This window comes from Adlercreutzia muris, assembly GCF_041223505.1.
GTDB lineage: Bacteria > Actinomycetota > Coriobacteriia > Coriobacteriales > Eggerthellaceae > Adlercreutzia > Adlercreutzia muris.
Genome location: NZ_JBCLQK010000010.1, coordinates 66,760 through 87,900, shown reverse-complemented (window position 1 = coordinate 87,900; position 21,141 = coordinate 66,760). Strand labels below are relative to the sequence as shown.

17 protein-coding genes are annotated in these 21,141 nt (G+C 67.9%); 3 read left to right on the top strand and 14 right to left on the bottom strand.

All coding sequences use genetic code 11. The features are described 5' to 3' along the window. Positions 1-4 precede the first annotated feature (4 nt). On the bottom strand, positions 5-961 hold the full coding sequence (locus AAK988_RS09675; protein ID WP_262999800.1) for a PhoH family protein: 957 nt from the start codon (positions 959-961) through the stop codon (positions 5-7). 68 nt (positions 962-1,029) lie between these two features. Further along, the gene (locus AAK988_RS09670) at positions 1,030-2,484 is read right to left on the bottom strand and encodes a helix-turn-helix transcriptional regulator (protein ID WP_151430079.1); all 1,455 of its coding nucleotides are present in this window, start codon (positions 2,482-2,484) and stop codon (positions 1,030-1,032) included. A gap of 274 nt (positions 2,485-2,758) precedes the next feature. Between AAK988_RS09670 and AAK988_RS09665 the strand changes: the two genes are divergently transcribed. Continuing rightward, entirely contained in the window at positions 2,759-4,576 is a 1,818-nt protein-coding gene (locus AAK988_RS09665; RefSeq protein WP_369880662.1) for an FAD-dependent oxidoreductase, read from the top strand. Between the two features lie 393 nt (positions 4,577-4,969). Here AAK988_RS09665 and AAK988_RS09660 read toward each other — a convergent pair whose 3' ends face one another. From AAK988_RS09660 to AAK988_RS09630, 7 genes are all read right to left on the bottom strand, one after another. Continuing rightward, the gene (locus AAK988_RS09660) at positions 4,970-6,325 is read right to left on the bottom strand and encodes a MiaB/RimO family radical SAM methylthiotransferase (RefSeq protein ID WP_369880661.1); all 1,356 of its coding nucleotides are present in this window, start codon (positions 6,323-6,325) and stop codon (positions 4,970-4,972) included. Next, positions 6,318-7,226: an RsmE family RNA methyltransferase gene (locus tag AAK988_RS09655; RefSeq protein WP_369880660.1), complete on the bottom strand. Its 909-nt coding sequence runs from the start codon at positions 7,224-7,226 to the stop codon at positions 6,318-6,320. The genes AAK988_RS09660 and AAK988_RS09655 overlap by 8 nt, the downstream gene beginning before the upstream one ends. Positions 7,227-7,237: 11 nt before the next feature. Then, positions 7,238-8,386, bottom strand: coding sequence for a molecular chaperone DnaJ (dnaJ, locus tag AAK988_RS09650; protein WP_369880659.1), 1,149 nt, complete (start codon positions 8,384-8,386; stop codon positions 7,238-7,240). A gap of 50 nt (positions 8,387-8,436) precedes the next feature. Beyond that, on the bottom strand, positions 8,437-9,447 hold the full coding sequence (hrcA, locus tag AAK988_RS09645; protein WP_369873644.1) for a heat-inducible transcriptional repressor HrcA: 1,011 nt from the start codon (positions 9,445-9,447) through the stop codon (positions 8,437-8,439). Between the two features lie 201 nt (positions 9,448-9,648). After that, positions 9,649-10,767 (bottom strand): radical SAM family heme chaperone HemW, encoded by a 1,119-nt coding sequence (gene hemW, locus AAK988_RS09640; RefSeq protein WP_369873645.1) that lies wholly within the window; start codon positions 10,765-10,767, stop codon positions 9,649-9,651. A 155-nt stretch (positions 10,768-10,922) separates the two neighbouring features. Further along, positions 10,923-11,894, bottom strand: a complete 972-nt coding sequence (dusB, locus tag AAK988_RS09635) for a tRNA dihydrouridine synthase DusB (RefSeq protein WP_369880658.1) — start codon at positions 11,892-11,894, stop codon at positions 10,923-10,925. Between the two features lie 126 nt (positions 11,895-12,020). Then, positions 12,021-12,206: a hypothetical protein gene (locus AAK988_RS09630; RefSeq protein WP_135970565.1), complete on the bottom strand. Its 186-nt coding sequence runs from the start codon at positions 12,204-12,206 to the stop codon at positions 12,021-12,023. Positions 12,207-12,309: 103 nt separating this feature from the next. On the opposite strand from AAK988_RS09630, the gene AAK988_RS09625 reads away from it, so the two are divergent. Next, positions 12,310-12,957, top strand: a complete 648-nt coding sequence (locus tag AAK988_RS09625; RefSeq protein ID WP_160324961.1) for a flavodoxin family protein — start codon at positions 12,310-12,312, stop codon at positions 12,955-12,957. Positions 12,958-13,088: 131 nt separating this feature from the next. Here the strand turns inward: AAK988_RS09625 and lepA are convergent, their stop codons facing one another. Continuing rightward, positions 13,089-14,894: a translation elongation factor 4 gene (lepA, locus tag AAK988_RS09620; RefSeq protein WP_135970563.1), complete on the bottom strand. Its 1,806-nt coding sequence runs from the start codon at positions 14,892-14,894 to the stop codon at positions 13,089-13,091. Positions 14,895-15,252: 358 nt separating this feature from the next. Between lepA and rpsT the strand changes: the two genes are divergently transcribed. Further along, on the top strand, positions 15,253-15,786 hold the full coding sequence (gene rpsT / locus AAK988_RS09615; RefSeq protein ID WP_369873647.1) for a 30S ribosomal protein S20: 534 nt from the start codon (positions 15,253-15,255) through the stop codon (positions 15,784-15,786). Between the two features lie 88 nt (positions 15,787-15,874). Here the strand turns inward: rpsT and AAK988_RS09610 are convergent, their stop codons facing one another. From AAK988_RS09610 to AAK988_RS09595, 4 genes are read right to left on the bottom strand one after another with little or no spacing between them, the layout of a single operon-like run. Beyond that, on the bottom strand, positions 15,875-16,966 hold the full coding sequence (locus AAK988_RS09610; protein WP_369873648.1) for an MBL fold metallo-hydrolase: 1,092 nt from the start codon (positions 16,964-16,966) through the stop codon (positions 15,875-15,877). 10 nt (positions 16,967-16,976) lie between these two features. Then, positions 16,977-17,945: a DNA polymerase III subunit delta gene (gene holA / locus AAK988_RS09605; RefSeq protein ID WP_289637262.1), complete on the bottom strand. Its 969-nt coding sequence runs from the start codon at positions 17,943-17,945 to the stop codon at positions 16,977-16,979. After that, positions 17,942-20,302, bottom strand: coding sequence for a DNA internalization-related competence protein ComEC/Rec2 (locus AAK988_RS09600; RefSeq protein WP_151430068.1), 2,361 nt, complete (start codon positions 20,300-20,302; stop codon positions 17,942-17,944). The genes holA and AAK988_RS09600 overlap by 4 nt, the downstream gene beginning before the upstream one ends. Continuing rightward, positions 20,299-21,054, bottom strand: coding sequence for a ComEA family DNA-binding protein (locus tag AAK988_RS09595; RefSeq protein WP_151430067.1), 756 nt, complete (start codon positions 21,052-21,054; stop codon positions 20,299-20,301). Before AAK988_RS09595 ends, AAK988_RS09600 begins: the two co-directional genes overlap by 4 nt. Positions 21,055-21,141 lie beyond the last annotated feature (87 nt).

Below are 21,141 nucleotides of genomic sequence, written 5' to 3'. Positions count from 1 at the left end.
GGAATCAGGCCTTTCCCGTCGCGCGCTCGTAGGCTGCCACGATGGTGGCGACAAGGGAGTGGCGCACGACGTCCTTTCCGGTGAGATCGCAGAACGCGATGTCGTCGATGCCCTCCAGAATGGAGCGCACCTGCACGAGGCCGCTTATGCCCCGTGGAAGATCGATTTGGGAGATATCGCCGGTGACGACGATCTTTGCTCCGTTGCCGAGGCGGGTGAGCGCCATCTTCATCTGCTCGGGGGTGGTGTTCTGGGCCTCGTCCAGAATGATGAAGGCGTCGTTCAAGGTGCGGCCGCGCATGAACGCGAGGGGCGCGATCTCGATGACGCCGGTCTCGATGAGGGCGGCGGCGCGCTCCATATCGAACATGGAGTACAGGGCGTCGTAGAGGGGGCGGATGTAGGGATCCACCTTCTCGAAGAGGGTGCCGGGCAGAAAGCCCAGGTTCTCGCCGGCCTCCACGATGGGACGGGACAGCACGATACGGCCCACTTCCTTGCGCTTCAGGGCCGCCACCGCCATGGCCATGGCCAGATAGGTCTTGCCCGTGCCGGCGGGCCCGATGGCGAAGGTGACGGTGTTCTCGCGGATGGCATCCACGTAGTGCTTCTGGCCGGCGGTTCTCGGGCGGATGGCGCGGCCGCGGTAGGACAGCAGCACGTCGTCACGCAAAGCCGACGGGGCGAACTCGGCATGGCGCAGAAGCTCGATGGCCCGGCGCACCGAGTCGGCATCGGGCGCCTCTCCCCCCTCGGCCTGGCGGAACAGGTCGGTGAGCAGCGCCGTGAGCTGCTGCACCTCGATAGGGTCGCCGGCCAGGGACACCGTATTGCCCCGCACGGTGATGCGGGCATCGAAGGCCTCCTCCATCTGGTGGAGTATCCCGTCGGCCTCACCCACCACGAGCGCCATATCCACATTAGCGGGCGCCGTGAGCGTTGTCTGCTTGGAATCAGTCATGTTCTTTATTGTACCTCATCTTGTGCGCTTGCAACAGAACCCCTCGGAAACAGGGCATGAGGCGGCCCCTAGCCTGCGGTGCGTTCTTCTTCCACGAGGTTGATGAGCTCCTGCTGGGAGTGAACCTCGAACTTGCGGTAGACGGCCTTCACGTGGCTCTTCACCGTCTCGTCGCCGATGACGAGCTCCTTGCGAATGAAGGCGCGATTGCGGCCGCGGGCCAAGAGCTGGAACACGTCCTGCTCGCGGGAGGTCAGGCGGTGGCGCCGGGCCAGGGCCTCACAGGCCTCGTCCAGTCCTGTCCCTGCGGCAGGCCGCGCCTCTTCTTCCATGGGGCGCACGAAGCCCCAGCCCGTGGAGGCGGAGCGGTTTCCGAACACGAACAGGCTCACGAGCAGGATGAGGAAGATCACGAGGGCGGCGAGCATGGCCAGGGACAGGTCGCTCGCCAGGAAGGGGTGGCTCACGTCGGCCGCCACGGACCCGGCGAACTGGCCGAGCTGGATGGCGAGCAGGCCCCAGGCGGCCATCCAGGCGGCGGGCACCTCCTCGCGAGCGGCGAGCACGGCCCAAATGGCCCACAGCACGATATAGAAGTACTGGTAGCCGAACTGGTGCACCGCCGTTCCGATGATGGAGAGGGGCTCGTGCAGGGGCAGGAAGAGGAAGCCCGCGGCCATGGCCGGCAGGGCCACCTGGTAGGTGAGGTGGTCGAAGTCCATCTTGAACACGGCGCTGGTGATGTAGAAGGCACCGGCCGCCCCCACGATGGCCACGATGTTGAGAAGGTCGCGCAGATTGATCCACCCCGCCCCCACGGGGGCCATGAGCCCTTTCATGAGCCCGAAGGACAGGCCGAAGAAGAAAGCCACGAGGATCATGACGAGGGGCAACCGCGCTGCAACGGGCAGGTTGCGGTACTTCTGGGGCACCCGGGGCAGGCGACGTGCCTGGCGCCGGTAGCAGGCGATGCTCATGAGGGGAAGGGCTGCCACAGCGAGGTGCGCGGCGGTTGCGGGTAGGGCAAGCAGTACGCCGTAGGCCCCTGCGGCCATGATGATGGCGGCAACGAAGACCCGCATGAGCCGGCGCGGGCCGTACTCCACGAGCCGTTCGCCCCACAGCACCACAATGCCACCGCTGCCCACGCCCGTCAGAACGGCCCCCACTAAATAAAGGGTGGGCGCCGAGCTCGGATCCACGAGGCCTGGCAGCAGGGAGACGCACAGAGTGCCCAGCGCGGTGAGAACCGCCGCTTCCCAGGGCACGACCCGCAACTCCGAGAGGGGGTTGCGCACGCGGGCAAGCAGCAGAAAGGCCGCGATGGACACCACGTTGGCGAGCAGGGACACGACCCAGAGCGGTTCGAGCATGGTGCCCGGAGTGAAGGCAGCGGCGCCCAGCTGCGCTCCCTCCTCGTAGAAGCGGCTGCTCCAGAACACGCACCAAATCCACGCCCAGTGGGCGGCGAAGCCGAGCACGTCCGGCGAGAGCCAGTGCTCCCGAGAAAACTTGTTCTTCATGGTCTATCCCTCCGCCGACATTATAGGGGTTTGGAAGTCGCCTCCCCTCAGAGCCAGGAAAAACGTCTCCCCCTGGGAGGGGGATATTGGGTATGAGGGAGACGTTTCCCCCTGCCGACGGGGAGATTCGCCCGAGCCTTTGCGCTTGAATCGGATCAGCTGCCCAGCGCAGCCGGCAACGCTGCCGAGGGCCCCGCCGAAGGGAGCGGGGCGGGGGCGATGTCGCATTCGTGGCGCCGAGCCTCGGATGGGGAGGATTCTTAAAGGAGGAATCATGACCAAGGAACAGAGCAAGAGCGGCCTTTCCCGCCGCGCATTCTTCGGTCTGGGGGCCACTGCGGCCGCCGGGGCTGCCGTGGCCGGGCTCGCGGGCTGTGCGCCCCAGACGCCCGCCGAGAGCGCCGCAGGCAGCGAGACGCTGTCCCAGACCGGCGGCATGCCCATGGCCGACAACGGCGCTTCGGCCGGCCCCGACACCCAGGGCCTGCACAGCTGGGAGATCGCGCCAGAGCCCATTCCCGCCGACGAGATCACCGCGACCGAGGACACCGACGTGCTCGTGATCGGCGCGGGTCTGGGCGGCTGCTGCGCCACCCTGGCCGCTCTGGAGGAGGGCGCGAAGGTCATCACCATCGACAAGAACAGCGAGCAGGCCATCGCCCGCGGCGTGCATATCGCCGGCTTCCACACCAAAGTCCAGGCCGACCTGGTGAAGCAGGGCCTGCTGGAGGAGCCCGACTACGTGCACGTGGTGCGTCGCTGGATCAACTGGGCCCAGGGCCGCGTGAAGGAGCCGCTGCTGTGGGAGTACGCCCGCAAGTCCGGCGCCTGCTTCGACTGGCTCTACGACATCGCCAAGGGCCAGGGCCTGGAGGCGCTTTTGTGGGACGGCTACTACAAGGGCCCCGACTACACCGAGTATCCCGTCACCCACATCTTCTACAAGGAGGGCATGCTGGAGGAGACGGTGAACTTCACCTTCTACCAGGGCTCCGGCGTGGGCGACGTGTACGGCAACGCCGTGCTCGTGCCCGCCCTGTACGACGCCATCGCCGCCAACGGCGGCGAAATCCGCTGGGAGACCAAGTCCGAGCGCCTCGTGCGCGACGGCGAGGGCCCGGTGACCGGCGCCATCGTGAGCACCCCCGAGGGCATGGTGCAGATCAACGCCAAGTCGGTCGTCATCGCGTCGGGCGACTACGCCGCCGATGACGAGATGTTCCAGTACTACGCCCCCATGACCGCCTACGCCATGGACGCCCGCTACTACAATCCGCCGGACTGCGACACTGGCGACATGCACAAGCAGGCCATCTGGATCGGCGGCGCCATGCAGCGAAGCGAGCCCCACGCGGCCGTCATGCACCTCGACTTCGGTGCGGCCTCCTACGGCTTCCTCCACGTGAACTGGGAGGGCAAGCGCTTCAAGAACGAGGACGTGAACACCCAGTCCAAGTCGGTCACCAAGGCCCTGCAGACCCAGAAGGAGGCCTGGACCATCTACGACGCCAACGGCCTTAAGGCCGTGAAGCAGCAGATGGATGCCGGTCTTGGCGGCGGCCTGCAGTGGGGCCAGCTGACCCAGCCCGTGGGTGGCGAGTACAACCTGGAGGCCCAGGAGATCGTGCTTCAGGGCGAGATCGAGAGCGGGCTTACCCAGACAGCCGACACCCTGGAGGAGCTGGCCGGCCTCATGGGCGTGCCCGCCGAGAACTTCGTGGCCACCGTGGAGCGCTACAACGAGCTGTGCGATCTCGGCAAGGACCTCGATTTCGGCAAGCGCCCCGAGGTGATGGCCAAGGTCGTGGAGCCGCCGTTCTATGCCGGCAAGCTGGAGGCCGACCTGCTCACCATGTGCGGCGGCCTGCGCACCGATCTGGAGACCCACGTGCTCGATGCCAACGACCAGCCCATCGAGGGCCTCTACGTCTGCGGCTCGGCGGCAGGCGACTTCTTCGGCGCGGGCGACTACCCCACCTATGTGCCCGGTATCGGCCACGGCCGTTGCGTGACCTTCGGGCGCATGGCTGGCATCAACGCCGCCGGCGGCAACGCCGACGAGAAGATTCCGGACTTGGATCTGTTCGCCTAAGGCAACCTCGACTGGGACGAACCCAGCCCTGCCATACCCTCCCTCTTGAGCCCCGCAGGCACCAAAGCCTGTGGGGCTTTTGCCGTTTGATGTCCAAGACGTATGATGCGCTTTGGTTGACGAACTATCTCGAAATTGCACGAAATCGCGAGTTATGAGCGTCTGAGGGCGTCCCGGCACGCGAGATCTGCGACATTAGAGGTTGCGGCGATATTCCGACCAGACGTTTTCGTGGAAGGTGCCGTGGAATTCAGCTCTTCGCCGGCCCCGAGACGCTCATAACTCACGATTTCGCGCAGAAACGGGGGTGTTCGCCGACCGAGGGGGATCCTCGCAGAGCACAAGCCGTAATTACGGGTGCCCCTTGCTCAAGGGTGTCGCGACCCCCCGTGGCTACCCTATTTTTACCGGAACAAGAGAGCCGATAGCGGCACCGACGGGCGCGGGCATCTCGTGGTAGCTCTCGGTAGTGGCATGGCCGGGGCGCTCCACGAGGGCAAGCTCGACCGCGCCCGCACGCGCGGCGCGGTCGGCCGCGGCCAGTTCGTCGGTCAGGGTGCGCAAGCGGGCCGCCCGGGCGGCCTTTTCACCGGGAGGCACCTGGTCGGGGCGCTCAGCCGCCGGCGTTCCCTCGCGCTGCGAGTACGGAAACACATGAATCTTCGCGAAGCCGATGTGGCGGGCCAAGGCGCAAGTGTCCTCGAAGTCCTGCTCGGTCTCTCCGGGAAAGCCCACGATGATGTCGGTGGTGAGCGCTATTTCGGGCACCATGGCGCGCAGGTAGTCCGCAAGCTGGCGGTACTCCTCGGCGTCGTAGGGGCGGCCCATCTCCCGCAGCACCTTCGACGAGCCCGATTGCAGGGGCAGGTGCAGATGGCGGCAGAGGCGCCCCCTGGCCTCGGCGAGAAGGCCGATGAGGTCCATCGACACGTCCATGGGCTCGACCGAGCCGATGCGGAAGCGGCAGGGCGGCTCGCCCGGCGCGTGCAGCTCGGCCGTCTCGGCGAGCAGACGCAGGCAGAGGTCGGCCAGATCCAGGCCGTCGGCGTCGTAGGATCCCAGGTTGATGCCCGTGAGCACGATTTCCCGCACCCCGGCCCGCGCTAGGGCTACGGCCTCGACCGCCACCTCGTCGGCATTCCGGCTCGTCGCGCGGCCGCGGGCTACGTGCACGATGCAGTACGTGCAGGCGTTGTCGCAGCCGTCCTGTACTTTGATGCCGATACGCGTGCGCCCGTCGGCGGGCAGCACCGCCTCTGCGCCCTCAGGCGCCGCGAGCCCGGCAGCGCGGTTGCCGGTAGAAGGAGCCGGCCTCTCGGGTGCAGCCAGCTCGCCCTCTTCCGCCGTGCGGTCGTCGCGCTGCGCGCGAGTATCGAGGGGGGAGCCCCCCGCGGGAGGTCGTGACGGGAATGCGCCCTCTTCCAAATAGAGCGCCATGCCGGCTTTCGGGACTACGGTCACGCGGCTTCCCAGGGCCTCGTATGACGCCGCGTCGATTTCCGTTGCGCAGCCAGTAACGACAACGGGCGCTTCCTCGTTGGCGGACAGGGCGTGGCGCACGGCCTTACGGGTCTTCTTCTCGGCCTCGCCGGTGACCGTGCAGGTGTTCACCACGATGAGATCGGCCTCGGCCACAGGCGACGGCGCTCCCCCGCGTCCGGCGAGCAACCGCTCGAAGCCATCGGCCTCCACGCGGTTCACCTTGCAGCCCAGGTTCACCACGGCGAAGCGGAAGGCGGCCCTACGCATCGGCGATCTCCGCCGACGGGAACATCGCCGCGAAGCCCTCGGCCGCTGGCGAGGGGGCCGGGAGAACCGTCCCCGCATCTTCTTCGACCCGCTCGATCTCAGCCCTCTCAGGGCCGTTCCCCATGGCGCCGAGCTCGTAGAGCGCCAGGGCCGGGGCCACGATGCCCGCCGTCTCGGTGCGCAAGATAGAGGGCCCCAGCGTGACGAGGCGGGCACGGGGGTTGCTCGCCAGAAGCGCGCGCACCTCCTCTTCGGCCAGGCCGCCCTCGGGGCCCACCACCACAGCGATGCGGGCATCGTCCGCAGGGGTGCGCGTGGCGGCGAGAGCGCCTTGGATCGCTTCGCGTAGGCTCGCGCTGCCGGGCGCCTCCTCCCAGCACACGAGCACGGCCGTGGCGCCTTCGAGCCGCGCGCAGGCCTCCCCCACGGTCGCCGGCTCGCTCACCTCGGGAATGCGAGCCTGCCCCGACTGCATAGCCGCGCTCTTGGCGATGGCGCGCCAGCGCTCGGTCTTGGCCGCGGCCTTCTTGCCGTCCAGCTTCACCACCGAGCGCCTGCAGGTCAGGGGCACGAAGGCCGCCACGCCCACCTCGGTGGCATGGCGGATGACCGTCTCCATCTTGTCGCCCTTGGCCAGGCCCTGGAGCAATATCACCTGAGGACCTTCCGCGGGCGCCTCCTCGTGACGGGCGATGGAGACGAGCGGCAACCCGTCGGAGATATCGATGATCTCGCACTCGAAGTAGTCGCTTGCCCCGTCGATAACGGCGATGTGCTCGCCCGCAGCCAGGCGCAGCACCTTCGCGTGCTTCGCGTCGTCGGCCGCCAGCCGCAGTGGAAACACCGCCTCCGTCTCGGCAGCGAGCACCTGGTTCTCTAGGAAGAATCGCGGTAGGGACATGGACCGCTCCCCTATTCGAAGATATCCCGCAGCTTCTGCAGCGGCGAGCGCTTCTCATCCACGGTCTCGCCCATCTCGGCGGCCAGTTCCTCCAAAAGCTCGCGCTCGCGCTTGGAGAGCTTCGTGGGAATCTCCACGTCGATGTGGGCGAACAGGTCGCCCCGCATGTCGCTCTTCAGGCGCGGCATGCCGAAGCCCTTTACGCGCACCACCTGGTCGTTCTGACACCCCTCGGGGATCTTCACCGTGACCTTCTCGTCCTCGAAGATGCCGTCGATCTCGATATCGGCACCGAGGGCCGCCTGCACCATGGGCACCACGAGCTTGCAGTGCAGGTTGTCCCCGTCGCGCTCGAAGAACTCGTCCGGGGCGATGCGCACGGTGACGATGAGGTCGCCGGCCGGCGCGCCCTGCATGCCCGCCTCGCCGAAGCCGTGGATGCGCAGCTGCTGGCCGTCGCGGATGCCCCGGGGAACCTCCACCGACACGCGCTGGCGGTCGGGCACGCGGCCCTGGCCCTCGCACTCGGGGCAGGGGTTCTCGATAATGGTGCCAGTGCCGTGGCATTCGGGGCACGTGGTGGCCGACTGCATGTCGCCGAGGAAGGTGTGCTGCACGGTGACGACCCGGCCGCGGCCGTCGCATTCAGGGCAGGTGACCTCCTTGCCGCCCTCGCCGAGGCCCGTGCCGTCGCAGTCGGGGCACGGCGCCAAGCGATCATAGACGATCTCCTTCTTCTCGCCGGTGGCCGCCTCCTTCAGGCTGATGCGGATGCCCACGCCCATGTCGCGGCCGTCCTTGCGCACCTGGCGTCCGCCCCCGGCCGCCGCGCCGCCGAAGAAAGTGGAGAAGATGTCGCCCATGCCGCCGAAGCCGCCGCCGAACAAGTCCTCGAAGTCGATGTTCACACCGCCGTAGGGGCCCGCGCCGCCCGCAGCCCCGGGCACGGTGCCGAAGCGGTCGTAGGCGGCCTTCTTCTGCGGATCGCTCAGCACGTCGTAGGCCTCGTTCAATTCCTTGAACTGGTCTTCCGCATCGGGCGCCTTGTTCACATCCGGATGCAGCTCCCGGGCGCGGTGGCGGAACGCCTTCTTAATCTCGGTTTCGGAGGCGTCGCGGGAGACGCCGAGGATTTCGTAGAGGTCCTTCGTTGCGGCCATAGTGGAACGTCTTGCCTTTCTGATGGGTCGTACAAAAGTCGGTGGCGCCGCTAGTCGTCGCAGAGCACGCTCTGGGCGGCGCGCACGGCGCGGATAGCGTTGCCGTAGTTCATGCGGGTGGGGCCGATAACGGCGACGACGCCCTCGCTGTCGCCGCGGCCGTAGGAACAGGCCACGATGGAGATGCCGGCCAGCTCCGAGGCAGGGTTCTCCCGTCCGATGCGCACCATGACGGGGCTTTCCCCCTCCACCGTGTCGTCGAAGGTGTGCAGGAGCACTTCGTCGTCCTCGAGTACCTCCATGACCGGCAAGAGCGCCTTGGCGTCGCTGAACTCCGGTTGGCGCAGAAGAGACGAGATGCCGAGGCTATGGGCCCGGTTCCCGTCGCTCACGCCGAGGCACTCCACCACCTCGTCGATGACGAGTTGCACGAGGGGATCGCGCAGGGCCTCAATGGCGCTCGCGTCCAGAGAGCGGCGCACGTCCCGGGCCGACTGGCCCACGAGCAGCCGGTTCAGCAGGTTCTGGGCCGCCGCCAGCTCATCGGATGTGACCTCTTCGGAGAAGGCGACCGTGCGGTTGGCCACCTGGCCGTCATCGGCCACCACGATGATGATGGCCTGCCACACCGACAGGGACACGAGGGTGATCTGGCAAATGCGGCCGGCGAAGACCGAGGGGGCCATGACGATGGAGAGACAGTCGGTGAGCCGCGCCAGGGCGGCGGATGTGCGCTCCATGAGGGCATCCAGCTCGCAGGCGGCCCCGCGCAGCTCGTCCATCATGGCGGGATGGGGCCGCTCCTCCTCGGCGAGGCCCGACGAGAGCAGCTCGTCGACGAAGGTGCGGTAGCCGGCATCGGTGGGCACACGGCCGGCCGAGGTGTGGGGCTGCTGGATGAAGCCCGCGTCCTCCAGGGCGGATAGGTCGTTGCGCACCGTGGCCGGGCTCACGCCGAGCCGGTGGCGCTCGGTGAGCGTGCGCGATCCCACGGGCAGCGCGTACTCGATGTAGTCCTCGATCAGCGCGCGCAGCACCCTCTGGCGTCGCTCCGACAGCATGGCCGCTCCTTTCGCTTCCCCGCCGGCGCCCCCCTGCGGGCGCGCCGTTGTTGACGCTATTTTAGCAACCAAGCGGCGAGAGTGCTAACGAAAGGGCCGATCTCGACGCAAGCGACACATGGGAGCAGGCGGAAGGCGCGCAGGGGTCCACGGCTCCCGCCGCCCGACCCAGACGGCACCGGGCCGGTCGCGGCCACGGCCTCAGGGCGCCAAATCCAGCAGGCGGCCGTAGAGCTCGTTGCCACAGAGCCAGCCGCGCTCGGTGGGGCGCCAGCGGCCGCCCCGGTGCTCGGCGAGGCCGAGGGCCGCCAGCTCGTCGAAGACGGCCGCCACCGCCCCGGCGCCGATGGTCGCCGCCGCCCGGGCGATGCGCTCGTCGGAGACGCCCTGGGCCATGCGCATGGCCAGCATGAGGTCCTCGGCCGCCATCTGCCGCGCGTTCAGGTCGTCCACCACGCGCCCGTCCTGCACCCGCATGCGGCGCTCGGCGTTCTGGGTCATAGTCGCCGCCGAGCGGCCGAGTCCCAGGTAGGGCACGCCGGTCCAGTAGGCGGTGTTGTGGCGGCTCTCGAACCCGGGGCGGGCGTAGCTGGCCACCTCGTAGCGGATAAAGCCGGCCTCCCCCAGGATGCGCTCCGCTGCCTCCATGCACGCAGCCTCCACATCGTCATCCGGCTCGGCCATCTCGCCGCGCATGACGGCGGCATCGAAGGGCGTGTGCGGCTCGATGGCGAGCGGGTACACCGACACGTGGGTCACGCCCAGGGCCACGGCCTCGCGCACCGAGGCCTCGAAGGAGGCGAGGCTCTGGCCGGGGATACCACCCATGAGGTCCACCGACACGTTCCGGAACCGCTCCTGGGCCACGCGCACCGCCGCGCGGGCCGCCTCGGCGTCGTGGGCTCGCCCGAGGATGCGCAGCACCTCGTCGTCGAAGGACTGCACGCCGATGGACAGCCGGTTCACCCCGAGCGCCCAGATGTCGCGCACCATGGGCGCGGTCAGGCTCTCCGGGTTCGCCTCCATGGTGCACTCCACCTCGGGTTCCAGGTGCATGGCCGTGGAGAGCGCGTACAGCAGCATGGACAGCCGTCCCATGCCGATGTGGCTCGGCGTGCCCCCGCCGAGGTACACCGTCTCTATCTGGCCGAGCTTGCCCTCCCGAGAGGCGCGCCGCAACTGGAACACGAGCGATTCCACGTACTCGTCGATGACCGGCGAGTCGCGCTCGGTGGCCGCGGTGGCGAAATCGCAGTACCCGCATCGCTTCACGCAGAAGGGAATGTGCAGGTAGAGGGCTTTGTAGGGATCATAGGGCATAGAATAGTCTCTTTTCTAGCAACGCAGCTGACGCGACACCGGGTGCCTCAACCGAGCGAGTTCCGCAGCGACGAGAACAGGACTAGATGTCCTGTTCTCCAAAGCGAGGACTGTCTGAGCGAATTGAGGTATCCGGCGGCGCGTCAGCGGACAGATCACGAGTGCTCCTGGGCAATGAGCAGCAAGTCGCCGAACACCTGGTTGAAATCGTCGAGCGTGGTGCAGTAGTTGATGCGCCCGCGGGCCGCGGCGGCGCCGGGCAGGCCCGCCATATACCACATGGCGTGCTTGCGCATGCGCACGATGTTGCGCCCCTCGCGGTGGGTGAGCAGCTCGGCGTGGCGCCGGGCCATGGCAATGCGCTCGTCCACCGTGGGCGGCGCAGGCTCGGGCAGGCCCGCGAGCGCAGCCTGCACCTGGGAGAACAGCCACGGGTTGCCCTCGGCGCCCCGGGCGATCATCACGGCGTCGCAGCCGGTTTCCGCCGCCATGCGCACCGCGTCGGCGCCGCAGCGCACATCGCCGTTGCCCACCACGGGCACGCCCACCGCCTCCCGCACCCGGGCGATAACGCCCCAGTCGGCGGCGCCGCGGTACAACTGCTCGGCGAACCTCCCGTGTACGGTGACCCCATCGGCGCCAGCCTCTTCCATAGCCCGAGCGAAGGCTGGGGCCGTCTCATCGCCCTCGGCCCAGCCGCGGCGAAACTTCACCGTGACGGGATGCTCCACGGCTCCCTTCACGGACCGCACGATGGCAGCGGCCAGCTCGGGCTCCCGCATGAGGGCCGAGCCGTCCCCCTTCGACACGATCTTGCGCGCAGGGCAGCCCATGTTGATGTCCAGATAGGCTAGGCTCTCCCCCATCTCCTGCTCGATCCAGGCAGCCTGGGAGGCCATCACGTCCGGCTCGTGACCGAACAGCTGCACGGCCACCTGCTTCTCGCCGTCGGCCAGAGCCAGCAAATGGCGCGTCTTCTCGTTGGCGAAGGAGAGCCCCTTGGCCGACACCATCTCGGTGAAGGCCATGTCGGCGCCGGCCTCGCGGCACAAGGTGCGAAAGGCGATGTCGGTCACGCCGGCCATGGGGGCCAAAAGCACCCGGTACTTCCCGAACAGTCCGTCCATGGCCTACGCCTGCCCCGAGCGTAGGGAAGCGAGGAGCGCGCAAGGGGCGCCGACGGGGGCCGCTTCCCATACTGCGGTCGCACCGACGAGGGCCGCGTATATGCCGAACGCCTTTCCCATGGCAGCCTACAGGATGCCGAACAGCAGCAGGGCCGCCATGGCGAAAAGCCCGATGACGACGAGCAGGCACCCTACGCCGACCAGTCCCTTTGATGCGCCGGACATGGCCATGCGCTCGCGCTCCTCGGCGATCTTCTTCTCGTCGAAGGGGTCGTTGAGCCAGTCGTATTCCTCGTTCGTATTCTTCGCCATACCTTATACCTTGTGGACGCGTTCGAAATGCAGTGTAGAATAGCGAACAGTTTAACGGATGGCCGCCTGACGGCGGGCGAATACACGAGAAGAGGAGACAAACGTGAAAGTACTGCTCATCAACGGGAGCCCGCGCATGCAGGGCAACACCAACCGCGCGCTGGAGGAGGCCGCGGCGGCCCTCGAGGCCGAGGGCGTACAGACCGAGCTGGTCTGGATCGGCAACAAGGAGATCCGCGGGTGCATCGCCTGCGGCATCTGCGGGAAGAAGGGCGATAACCGCTGCGTGTTCGACAGCGACCCCTGCAACGGGCTCATCCAGAAGGCCGCTGCGGCCGACGGGCTCATCGTGGGGTCGCCGGTGTACTATGCCGGGGCGGCCGGCACGCTCATCGGGCTGCTCGACCGCATGTTCTACGCCGGCGGCTCGCTTCTGCGCTTCAAGCCCGCGGCCGGCATCGCCGTGGCGCGACGGGCCGGCACCATCGAGGCGGCTGACCAGATCAACAAGTACTTCCAGATCAACAACATGCCCGTGGTGCCGTCGAGCTACTGGAACATCGCCTTCGGCCGGGTGCCGGGAGACGTGGAGGGCGACGGCGAGGGCCTGCACACCATGCGCACCTTGGGTCGCAACATGGCCTGGATGCTGCGCTGCATCGAGGCCGGGCGCGAGGCCGGCGTCACCCCGCCCGAGATAGAGCCCAAGACCTGGACCCACTACGTGCGCGAGGACGTGCTGGAAGGCTAGGGCACTCGCGGCGCTCCGGGCAATCGCAAGGCGGCCTCGATCAGACGGCGGGGGCCGCCTTGCCCTGTGGGCGCCAAGGCTCACCGCTTCCCATCGAACGAGCGAGGCCGCCCCACGGGGCGGCCTCGCTGCTACTCGTCCACCTTCAGGATGGCCATGAAGGCTTCCTGGGGCACTTCCACGTTGCCGATGGCCTTCATGCGCTTCTTGCCGGCCTTCTGCTTCTCCAAGAGCTTGCGCTTGCGGGTGATGTCGCCGCCGTAGCACTTGGCCAGCACGTCCTTGCGCTTGGCCTTCACGGTCTGGCGCGCCAGCACCCGCCCGCCGATGGCCGCCTGGATAGGCACCTCGAACATCTGGCGCGGGATGATCTCCTTCAGCTTGTCGCAGAGCACGCGCCCGCGGTCGTAGGCCTTGTCCTTGTGCACGATGAACGACAGGGCGTCGATGGGCTTGCCCGACAGCAGGATGTCCAGCTTCACCAGCTCCGAGGGCTTGTAGCCGTCCATCTCGTAGTCGAGGGAGGCATAGCCCTTCGTGTTCGACTTCAGCTTGTCGAAGAAGTCCAGGATGAGCTCGGACAGGGGAATCTCCCAGAGCATCTCCACGGTAGTCTGGGACAGGTAGTTCATGGTGACGAAGTTGCCCCGCCGTCCCACGGCCAGGTCCATCACGGCGCCCACGTAGTCGGGCGGGATGAGGATCTTCGCCTTCAGGTAGGGCTCCTCTACGTGATCGATGGAGCCGGGGTCGGGCATCTCCTGGGGCGAGTGGAGCGAGACCATCTCGCCGCCCTTCAGGTACACATGGTACTCCACCGAGGGGGCCGTGGCCAAAAGGTCAAGCCCGAACTCGCGCTCCAGGCGCTCCTTGATGACCTCCATGTGCAGAAGGCCCAGAAATCCCACGCGGAAACCGAAGCCGAGGGCGTGGGAGGTCTCGGGCTCCCACACGAGGGCCGGGTCGTTCAGGGACAGCTTCTCCAGGGCCTCCTTCAAGGGCTCGTACTGGTCGCCGTCGATGGGGAACAGGCCCGTGAACACCATGGGCTTCGCCTCGCGGTAGCCGGGCAGCGGCGCGTTCACGCCGCCGGCGGCCAGGGTGATGGTGTCGCCCACCTTCACCTGGCTCACGTCTTTGAGGCCCGTGACCAAATAGCCCACCTCGCCCACGTAGAGCGCCTCCTCGGGCACCTCCTGGGGGTGGCGGGCGCCCACTTCCTCTACGAGGGTCTCGGTGCCCGTGGCCATCATGCGGATCTTGTCGCCCTTCTTGATGGAGCCGTCCACCACGCGGATGAGGGCCACCACGCCGCGGTAGGCGTCGAAGTAGCTGTCGAAGATGAGGGCGCGCAAGGGCGCCTCGCCGTTGCCCTCGGGTGCCGGGATGTTGTAGACCACGGCCTCCAAGAGGTCGTGGACGCCCACGCCGGTCTTGCCGCTGGCGAGCACCGCGTCGTCGGCGGGAATGGCCAGGCCGTCCTCGATCTCGGCCTTCACCCGCTCCGGCTCGGCGGCGGGCAGGTCGATCTTGTTGATGAGCGGGATGATCTCCAGATCGGCGTTCATGGCCAGCATGGCGTTGGCCACCGTTTGGGCCTCCACGCCCTGGGTGGCGTCCACCACGAGCACGGCCCCGTCGCAGGCGGCCAGGCTGCGGCTCACCTCGTAGGTGAAGTCCACATGGCCCGGGGTGTCGATGAGGTTCAGCTGGTAGGTCTCGCCGTCGTCGGCCGTGTAGCTCACGCGCACGGCCTGGCTCTTGATGGTGATGCCGCGCTCGCGCTCGATGTCCATGGAATCGAGCAGCTGGGCCTGCATGTCGCGCTTGGCCACGGTGCCCGTCAGCTCCAGGATGCGGTCCGAGAGCGTGGACTTGCCGTGGTCGATGTGCGCGATGATCGAGAAGTTGCGGATATGGGACAGTTCGTGGGTCATAATGGCTTTCTTATCGCGGTCGGTTCCTGCGTATGTGTGCGTCTCGCGAAGAATTGCCCCTCCCGGGCAGATTTCTTCACGGTGCTGATGCGAATCTTTGGTATTCTACCGCATTGTGTATCCAGCGATACGCACGCGCGGTGATTCCACCGCCAAATCTGCAGACGTGGCTGCGCTTGAGAGATTGCGATTGCTGGCGGCCTTCCGGGCTCAGGGCCCGGGGCTGAGAAAGCGGGCAAATCCCGCCGCTTTCCATTTCGCACGATGCCCGGGCGGGCTTTACCGCTGCGCGTTCGTGTCGTTGGATACCGCAAGGAAAAAGGATCTGAAACGACCGAACCAGAAAGGGCTAGCAATCATGGCTAACATCAAGTCCCAGAAGAAGCGCATCATCACCAACGAGAAGCGCCGCATGCGCAATCGCGCCGTCAAGAGCGAGCTGAAGACCGCGACCCGTCGCGTGAAGGACGCCGTGGCCGCCGGCGACGGCGCCGCCGCCTACGCCGCTGCCTGCGCCGCCTGCCGTCTGATGGACAAGGCCGCCTCCAAGGGCGTCATCCACAAGAACCAGGCCGCCAACCGCAAGAGCGGCATCATGGCCCTGGCCAACTCCGTGGCCACCGCCGAGGACAAGGCCGCTTACGTGAAGCCGGCGCCCAAGGCCCAGAAGACCGGCTCCAAGAAGGCCGCTGCCAAGGAGGCCCGCAAGGCCGCCATGGCCGAGGCTTCCGCCGAGAAGGCGAAGCGCCGCGAGAAGCAGCTGAAGGAGGAGGAGAAGGCCGCTGAGCGCAAGGCCAAGGAGGCCGAGGAAGCCGCCAAGGCCGAGGCTGAGGCCGCTGCCGCCGAGGCTGCCGAGGGCGAGGAGGCCCCGGCCGAGGACAGCGCCGAGTAACCCGCGCAGCCAGCCCAGATGCGAGAGGCACCGCCCTTCGGGGCGGTGCTTTTTTTGGCCCACCGCCCCCGCATCCCGAAGGGCGGCGTTAGCCCTGGATGCGAGTCAGAGCCAGGTTCTTGCGATCATAGGGCATGCGGAAGTAGTACTCGTCGCCGCAGATGCCCTGGAGGATGCGCCCCTGGCGCACAAGGTAGACGAGGTGGGCCAAGGTCTCTCCCATGGAGAAGAACTTCTGATCGAGGGGCCAGCTTCCCCAATCGGGATAACGCCATGTGGCCTGCTGTGAGATGGCGACGATGTCGTCGCAGCCGCCGCGGACCAACCCGTAGATCTCCTCAAGGCGCTCTTCATGATGGCGGAGCAGGAAAGCGACGCGCTCGGCGAGACCGGTGAAGGGCCGTCCGTGAGCCGGCAGGATGAGATCGACCTCAAGATCGGCCACCTTGCGCAGGCTGTCCATGAATTGGGCCAGGGCGTCGACGGCGGGAAACCACGAGGAGACAGCCGGCGTGATGCGCTCCAGCACATGGTCCCCCGCGATGAGGAGGCGCGCCCGGGGCTCGTAGAGGCAGATGTGCCATCGGTCGTGCCCCGGGGTCTCGATGACCCGAAAGGCGTAGGGACCCGCTTCGACGGTGTCTCCCTCGGCCAGGTAGGTGAAGGAGGGATAGGTTTCCAGGGGCAGCAGCTCGGCGGAGACGTGGAGCCGCGGGCCCTCGTCGGTGAAGGTCATCTCCCGCTGCTGCTCGAGGGTGGCCGCTTGGAGAAGCAGCGGGCCGTAGATCGCCTCCTCCAGGGCCATGAGGTTCTTCACTTCCTGGAAGGAATGGAGATGGGTCTGCACCGCCATACCGGAACGCCAGATGCGGTCGAGATTGCCCGTATGGTCGGGATGGGAGTGGGTGAGCACGATGCGCACGCCGTCCCAGGAGCGGCAGAGGGCCACGAGGGCGTCATCGAGAGCTCGCTCGCAGTCGGGGTGGTTGAAGCCCACGTCCACGATGACGGTCTCTCCCCCGCTTCCCAGTATGAAGTAGGAGTTGACAGCCTTGAGCGGATTGGCCGGCAGGGGCACTTTCACTAGATACAGATCGGGAAGCACCGCCACCGGCTCGCCGAAGCCGGCCCGCTGGTAGCGGTCGTCGAGGTCGGCGATCAGGGTATCGAGGTCGGGCACGGGGATGTTCCTATCGTCTCAAGGTGTCGACGAGCCAGCCGTAGAACACCTCATCGGGGTCGGCGCCGCTCTTCATGGCCCGCTCGGCATCGCGGGAGCTGACGAGAGCCGCCCGCAGCTCGGATGGCGAGAAGTTGCGGGCCCAGGCGCCATGGCTCTTCACGCGCCAGTCGGGCAGGTGCAGCAACTGTCCGACGGACGTGCCCCCGCGGCGGGCAGCCGATTGGGCCGCCATGAGCTCACGGATGCGCGTGGCGCACATAGCGATGAGGGCATGGGCCGAAGTGGACTCCATCTGGGAAAGCAGGGCGAGGCACTTCGCCAGGTTCCGCTCGGCGAAGGCGGCCGTGAAGTCCCAGGGCTTCACTTCCGAGGTGCGGGCCACCAGGCTGCGCACCTCCCGCTCGCCCACGGCATCGGTGCCGCTGTGGGCCAGGGCGATCTTCTTGAGCTCGCTGTCCAGATGCACGGTGTTCTCGCCCACGAGTTCCACCAGAGCGCCGGCGGCCCCCTCGGTAAGGACGATGCCGTGGCCGGTGGCCATGGCCCGCACCCGTTTGGGCATCTCCCAGCTCTTGGGCGGCGTGCAATCGATGACGGCCTTGGGGCCGAGGCCGGCGACGGCCTTGTACAGCCGCGTGTTCTTCGCCAGCTTCTCGGCCTCCAGGGCCAGCACTGTGGACTCGCTCGGCGCGGCCAGGTAGGAGACGAGCTCCTCGGAATCGGCCTTCTTGAGCTTCTCGGCATTGCGCACGTAGACGAGGCGCACCGGGCTCGCGAAGGGCATGGTGTTGCAGGCGGCGGCGATATCGGCGCCGGCCGCCGTCTCGCCGTCGAAGTCGTCGGCGTTGAAGGAGAGGTCCCCCAGGGCCGACAGGCGCTTTCGCAGGCGGGCGATGACCGCCTCGCGCTTGAGGGCATCCTCGCCGACGGCCAAGTAGGCCGCCAGCAGCTGGTTCTGTTCGCTTTCATTGCTCATGGCCCCATTGTACCCGAAGGCGGTGGGTCGGCGCCCTTCTGGGTCGTGACGGAGAGCTTCTCCATGGAGAATGCAATGGAGGCATCCCCCACCTCGTCGCTGCAGAGCACCTGCGCCCCGACCGCCGTCAGGGCATCGAGCACCTCCGGTGCCGGGTGCCCGTAGCGGTTGGACTGGCCCACCCCGACGAGAGCCACCGCCGGCGCGAGGCGGCGCGCCAGATTCTCGTCGAGGCTGCTACGGGAGCCGTGGTGGCCCACCTTCAGCACATCAACTCCTTCGGGCGGAAGCATCGCCGCCATGGCCTCCAGCTCCTCCGCCTCGGCATCGCCGCAGAAGAGCGCCGTCCAGTCGGCCTCCCCGTCCCCGTCGCCGTCCCACAGGCACAGGAAGCTGAGACTGTCGCCGTTGCCGCCCTCGTCATCGAAGGCATCCGGCCAGACCACTTCCAGCGTGAAGCGGCCGCAGCCCACGGCGTCGCCCACCGAGAGCCCCTCGATTCCCCCGGGATAGGCCTCTCCCTCGGCCTCGGCCACCAGCTCCGTGCAGTTCTCGCAGGGGCAGGAGAGCAGGTCGTCGGCCACGAGAAGGCCGCCCACGCGGGTCACATCGCCGAGAGCCTGGAGAGAGCCGCAGTGGTCGTCGTCGGCATGGGTTATGGCCACGCGGTCTATGCGATGGACGCCCTGGCGGGCGATGGCCTCCTTGAGCAGCCCGTCGCGATTGCCCGTATCGATGAGGAGCGTGGCTCCCTGGCTGCGCAGGAGGAAGGCGTCCCCCTGGCCCACATCCAGCATGACGATCTCGTCAGGGCCGGCAGCCAGGGCCGGGGACGCTGTCGCGGCCAGAAGGAGGGCGGCCAGCGCTCCCACGACCCCGCCGACGGCCCGTGCCCGCACCACGGGCCACCAGACCCACAGTCCCCCGACGAGGATCGTCGAGAGCGCGACCATGGGAAGCGCCTCGACATCGACGGGCAGGCAGCTGCCGGGCGCCCGGGCGAGCACGGCCACCACTGCCTCCAGGGGTCGCGCAGCTGCCACGGCGCATCCGACAGCCGCGGGGGCGAGCGCGGGCACCAGACACGCGAGCACCACTGCTGCGAAGCCCCCAGTGCAGGCCAGGGCGAACAGAGGGGCCGCCATCACGTTGGCCACGGGCGCGAGGAGCGGCACCTGGGAGAACAGGGCCGCTGCATAGGGCTGGGTGGCCAGGGCCGAGGCCACCGTGAGGACCACGGGCTCCACCACCAAAGAGCGGAGGCGCTTCCCGCGCCCTGCCGCGACCGAGGAGAGCAGCGGTGCGAGCAGCACGATCCCCAAGGTGGAGCCGGCCGACAGGGCAAAGGAGGCCGAGAGGGCGCAGGACGGATCGAGGCCCACGAAAACGACGAGACAGAGCCCGAGGGCGTTCAGGGCAGAGCTGCGCCGGTCGGCGACGAGGGCCAGCAGCGCCGTCGTGGCCATGACCGCCGCCCGCAGAGCCGACACCGGCATGCCGACGCATCCCACGTAGGCGGCGAGAAACAGGGCCGTGACTACGGCGGTGGCCCGGCGCCCGAGGCGCGCAAAACGCAGGAGCTGGGCCACGAACATGGTGACGAGGGACAAATGGGCCCCCGATACGGCCACGAGATGGGCGAGCCCTACGGTTTGGAACGGGGCGTAGCCGTCCGCAAGCTCCAGCGGGCCGCGATAGCCGCAGACGAGGGCCTGTACGAGGGCGCCCCCACGACCCCCGTGCTCCGCCACCGCCGCAATGGCCCGCTGGCGCAGGGTGCCCAAGGGAGGCGCCTCCCCTTCCCGTTCCCAAGCGGTTGACGAGATCGATCCTGCCAGGCCTCCATTCCAGAAGAAGTCGCGGGATTCCTCCGCCGGCTCGCGAAAGGAGCCCTCGACCCTAACCCGGTCCCCTTGGAGCAGCCCTGCGCCATCCTCAGGCAGGTACAGTCGCACCGGCACCACGACCCCCGAGCCGTCGCGGGCTCGCGCCTCGGCCTGCCAGCCGAAGTCCCCGGGCTTCGCGTCGGTTGTCAAGGTGCAGTGCCACAGGCCCGCGCCATCGCGAGCGGCGGCAGACCCCCCATGGAGCGTTGCCGCGCCCGCGCAGGAGGAGGCCGCGGCAACGAGCAGGGCCAGAAGCGCCACGGCCCCCAAGGGTGCCGTACCGCGCCGCAGCAAACATGCCGCCACGGCAACGGCCGCCGCGAGCGATGCGGTGCCACCAGCAACGAGCGCCTTCGTCGAAGCTCCCGCAAGCGCCGGCCATAGCAGGGCCGTGGCTCCCCACAAGACGAGGCCCGCAACCAGCAGCGGCGGCAGATGGGGCCGGGGCGGCCGAAGATCCTCCCCCATCATAGACAGATGCGATCTCGCAGAGCCTCGATCTTCTTGTCGCCAATGCCCGAGACGCGCTTGAGGTCCTCGGGCGAGGCGAAGGGACCGTGGGCCTCGCGCTCGGCGATGATCTTGGCCGCCGTGACCTCGCCGATGCCGTCGAGGGTCTCCAGCTCCGCTGCCGTAGCGGTGTTGACGTTGACTCGCTCATCGCCCGCAGCCGCCCCCTCTCCTCCTGCCGGTGAATCCGCGGCACCGGGCACATCGTCGGGGCCCGGTATGAGCACTTGCTGGCCATCGGTAAGTCCCTGGGCCAGGTTCACCCCGGACGAGCGCGCATCGCCGGTCATGCCGCCGGCAGCCTCTACGGCATCGACGACGCGACTGCCCTCCGGCAGGTAGTAGACACCGGGGGCGGCCACCTCCCCGTCCACATGGACGCACAGCATCGTCTCGGACCCTGCGCCGCCAAGGGACGCCTCCCCGCTCCGTGAATCTCCCTCGTTGCCGCCCTCAGCCTCTCGTTCCGCCGAGATCGTCTCCCCCTCTCCCGCCGCCGCCTCCGCCCCACTGGCGTCCTCCCCAACAACGGATCTCTCTTGCGCGGAGATCACCGCGACAACCTCGCCCGCAGCGGCGGGAGACGCCAGGGCGAGGACGGCCGAGGCAGCCACGACGCCCAGCACGACGACGATGCCGATGAGAATCGGCTTGCGCACAGCAGTGAGGTGGAGGCGGGCGCAGATGCCCACGGCTTGATCTTGGAAGGCCACGGTTTCTCCTTAGAACGACCGGCCCCACTCTACCAAGCGCAAACCGCACTTATGTCGCACCTTGACCGCACCTCGCTCCTGCCGCGC

Excerpts from the sequence above, each read along its gene's own strand:
- AAK988_RS09675 (WP_262999800.1), bottom strand. The coding sequence starts at position 961 with ATGACTGATTCCAAGCAGACAACGCTCACGGCGCCCGCTAATGTGGAT.
- AAK988_RS09670 (WP_151430079.1), bottom strand. The coding sequence starts at position 2,484 with ATGAAGAACAAGTTTTCTCGGGAGCACTGGCTCTCGCCGGACGTGCTC.
- AAK988_RS09665 (WP_369880662.1), top strand. The coding sequence starts at position 2,759 with ATGACCAAGGAACAGAGCAAGAGCGGCCTTTCCCGCCGCGCATTCTTC.
- AAK988_RS09660 (WP_369880661.1), bottom strand. The coding sequence starts at position 6,325 with ATGCGTAGGGCCGCCTTCCGCTTCGCCGTGGTGAACCTGGGCTGCAAG.
- AAK988_RS09655 (WP_369880660.1), bottom strand. The coding sequence starts at position 7,226 with ATGTCCCTACCGCGATTCTTCCTAGAGAACCAGGTGCTCGCTGCCGAG.
- dnaJ (WP_369880659.1), bottom strand. The coding sequence starts at position 8,386 with ATGGCCGCAACGAAGGACCTCTACGAAATCCTCGGCGTCTCCCGCGAC.
- hrcA (WP_369873644.1), bottom strand. The coding sequence starts at position 9,447 with ATGCTGTCGGAGCGACGCCAGAGGGTGCTGCGCGCGCTGATCGAGGAC.
- hemW (WP_369873645.1), bottom strand. The coding sequence starts at position 10,767 with ATGCCCTATGATCCCTACAAAGCCCTCTACCTGCACATTCCCTTCTGC.
- dusB (WP_369880658.1), bottom strand. The coding sequence starts at position 11,894 with ATGGACGGACTGTTCGGGAAGTACCGGGTGCTTTTGGCCCCCATGGCC.
- AAK988_RS09630 (WP_135970565.1), bottom strand. The coding sequence starts at position 12,206 with ATGGCGAAGAATACGAACGAGGAATACGACTGGCTCAACGACCCCTTC.
- lepA (WP_135970563.1), bottom strand. The coding sequence starts at position 14,894 with ATGACCCACGAACTGTCCCATATCCGCAACTTCTCGATCATCGCGCAC.
- rpsT (WP_369873647.1), top strand. The coding sequence starts at position 15,253 with ATGGCTAACATCAAGTCCCAGAAGAAGCGCATCATCACCAACGAGAAG.
- holA (WP_289637262.1), bottom strand. The coding sequence starts at position 17,945 with ATGAGCAATGAAAGCGAACAGAACCAGCTGCTGGCGGCCTACTTGGCC.
- AAK988_RS09600 (WP_151430068.1), bottom strand. The coding sequence starts at position 20,302 with ATGATGGGGGAGGATCTTCGGCCGCCCCGGCCCCATCTGCCGCCGCTG.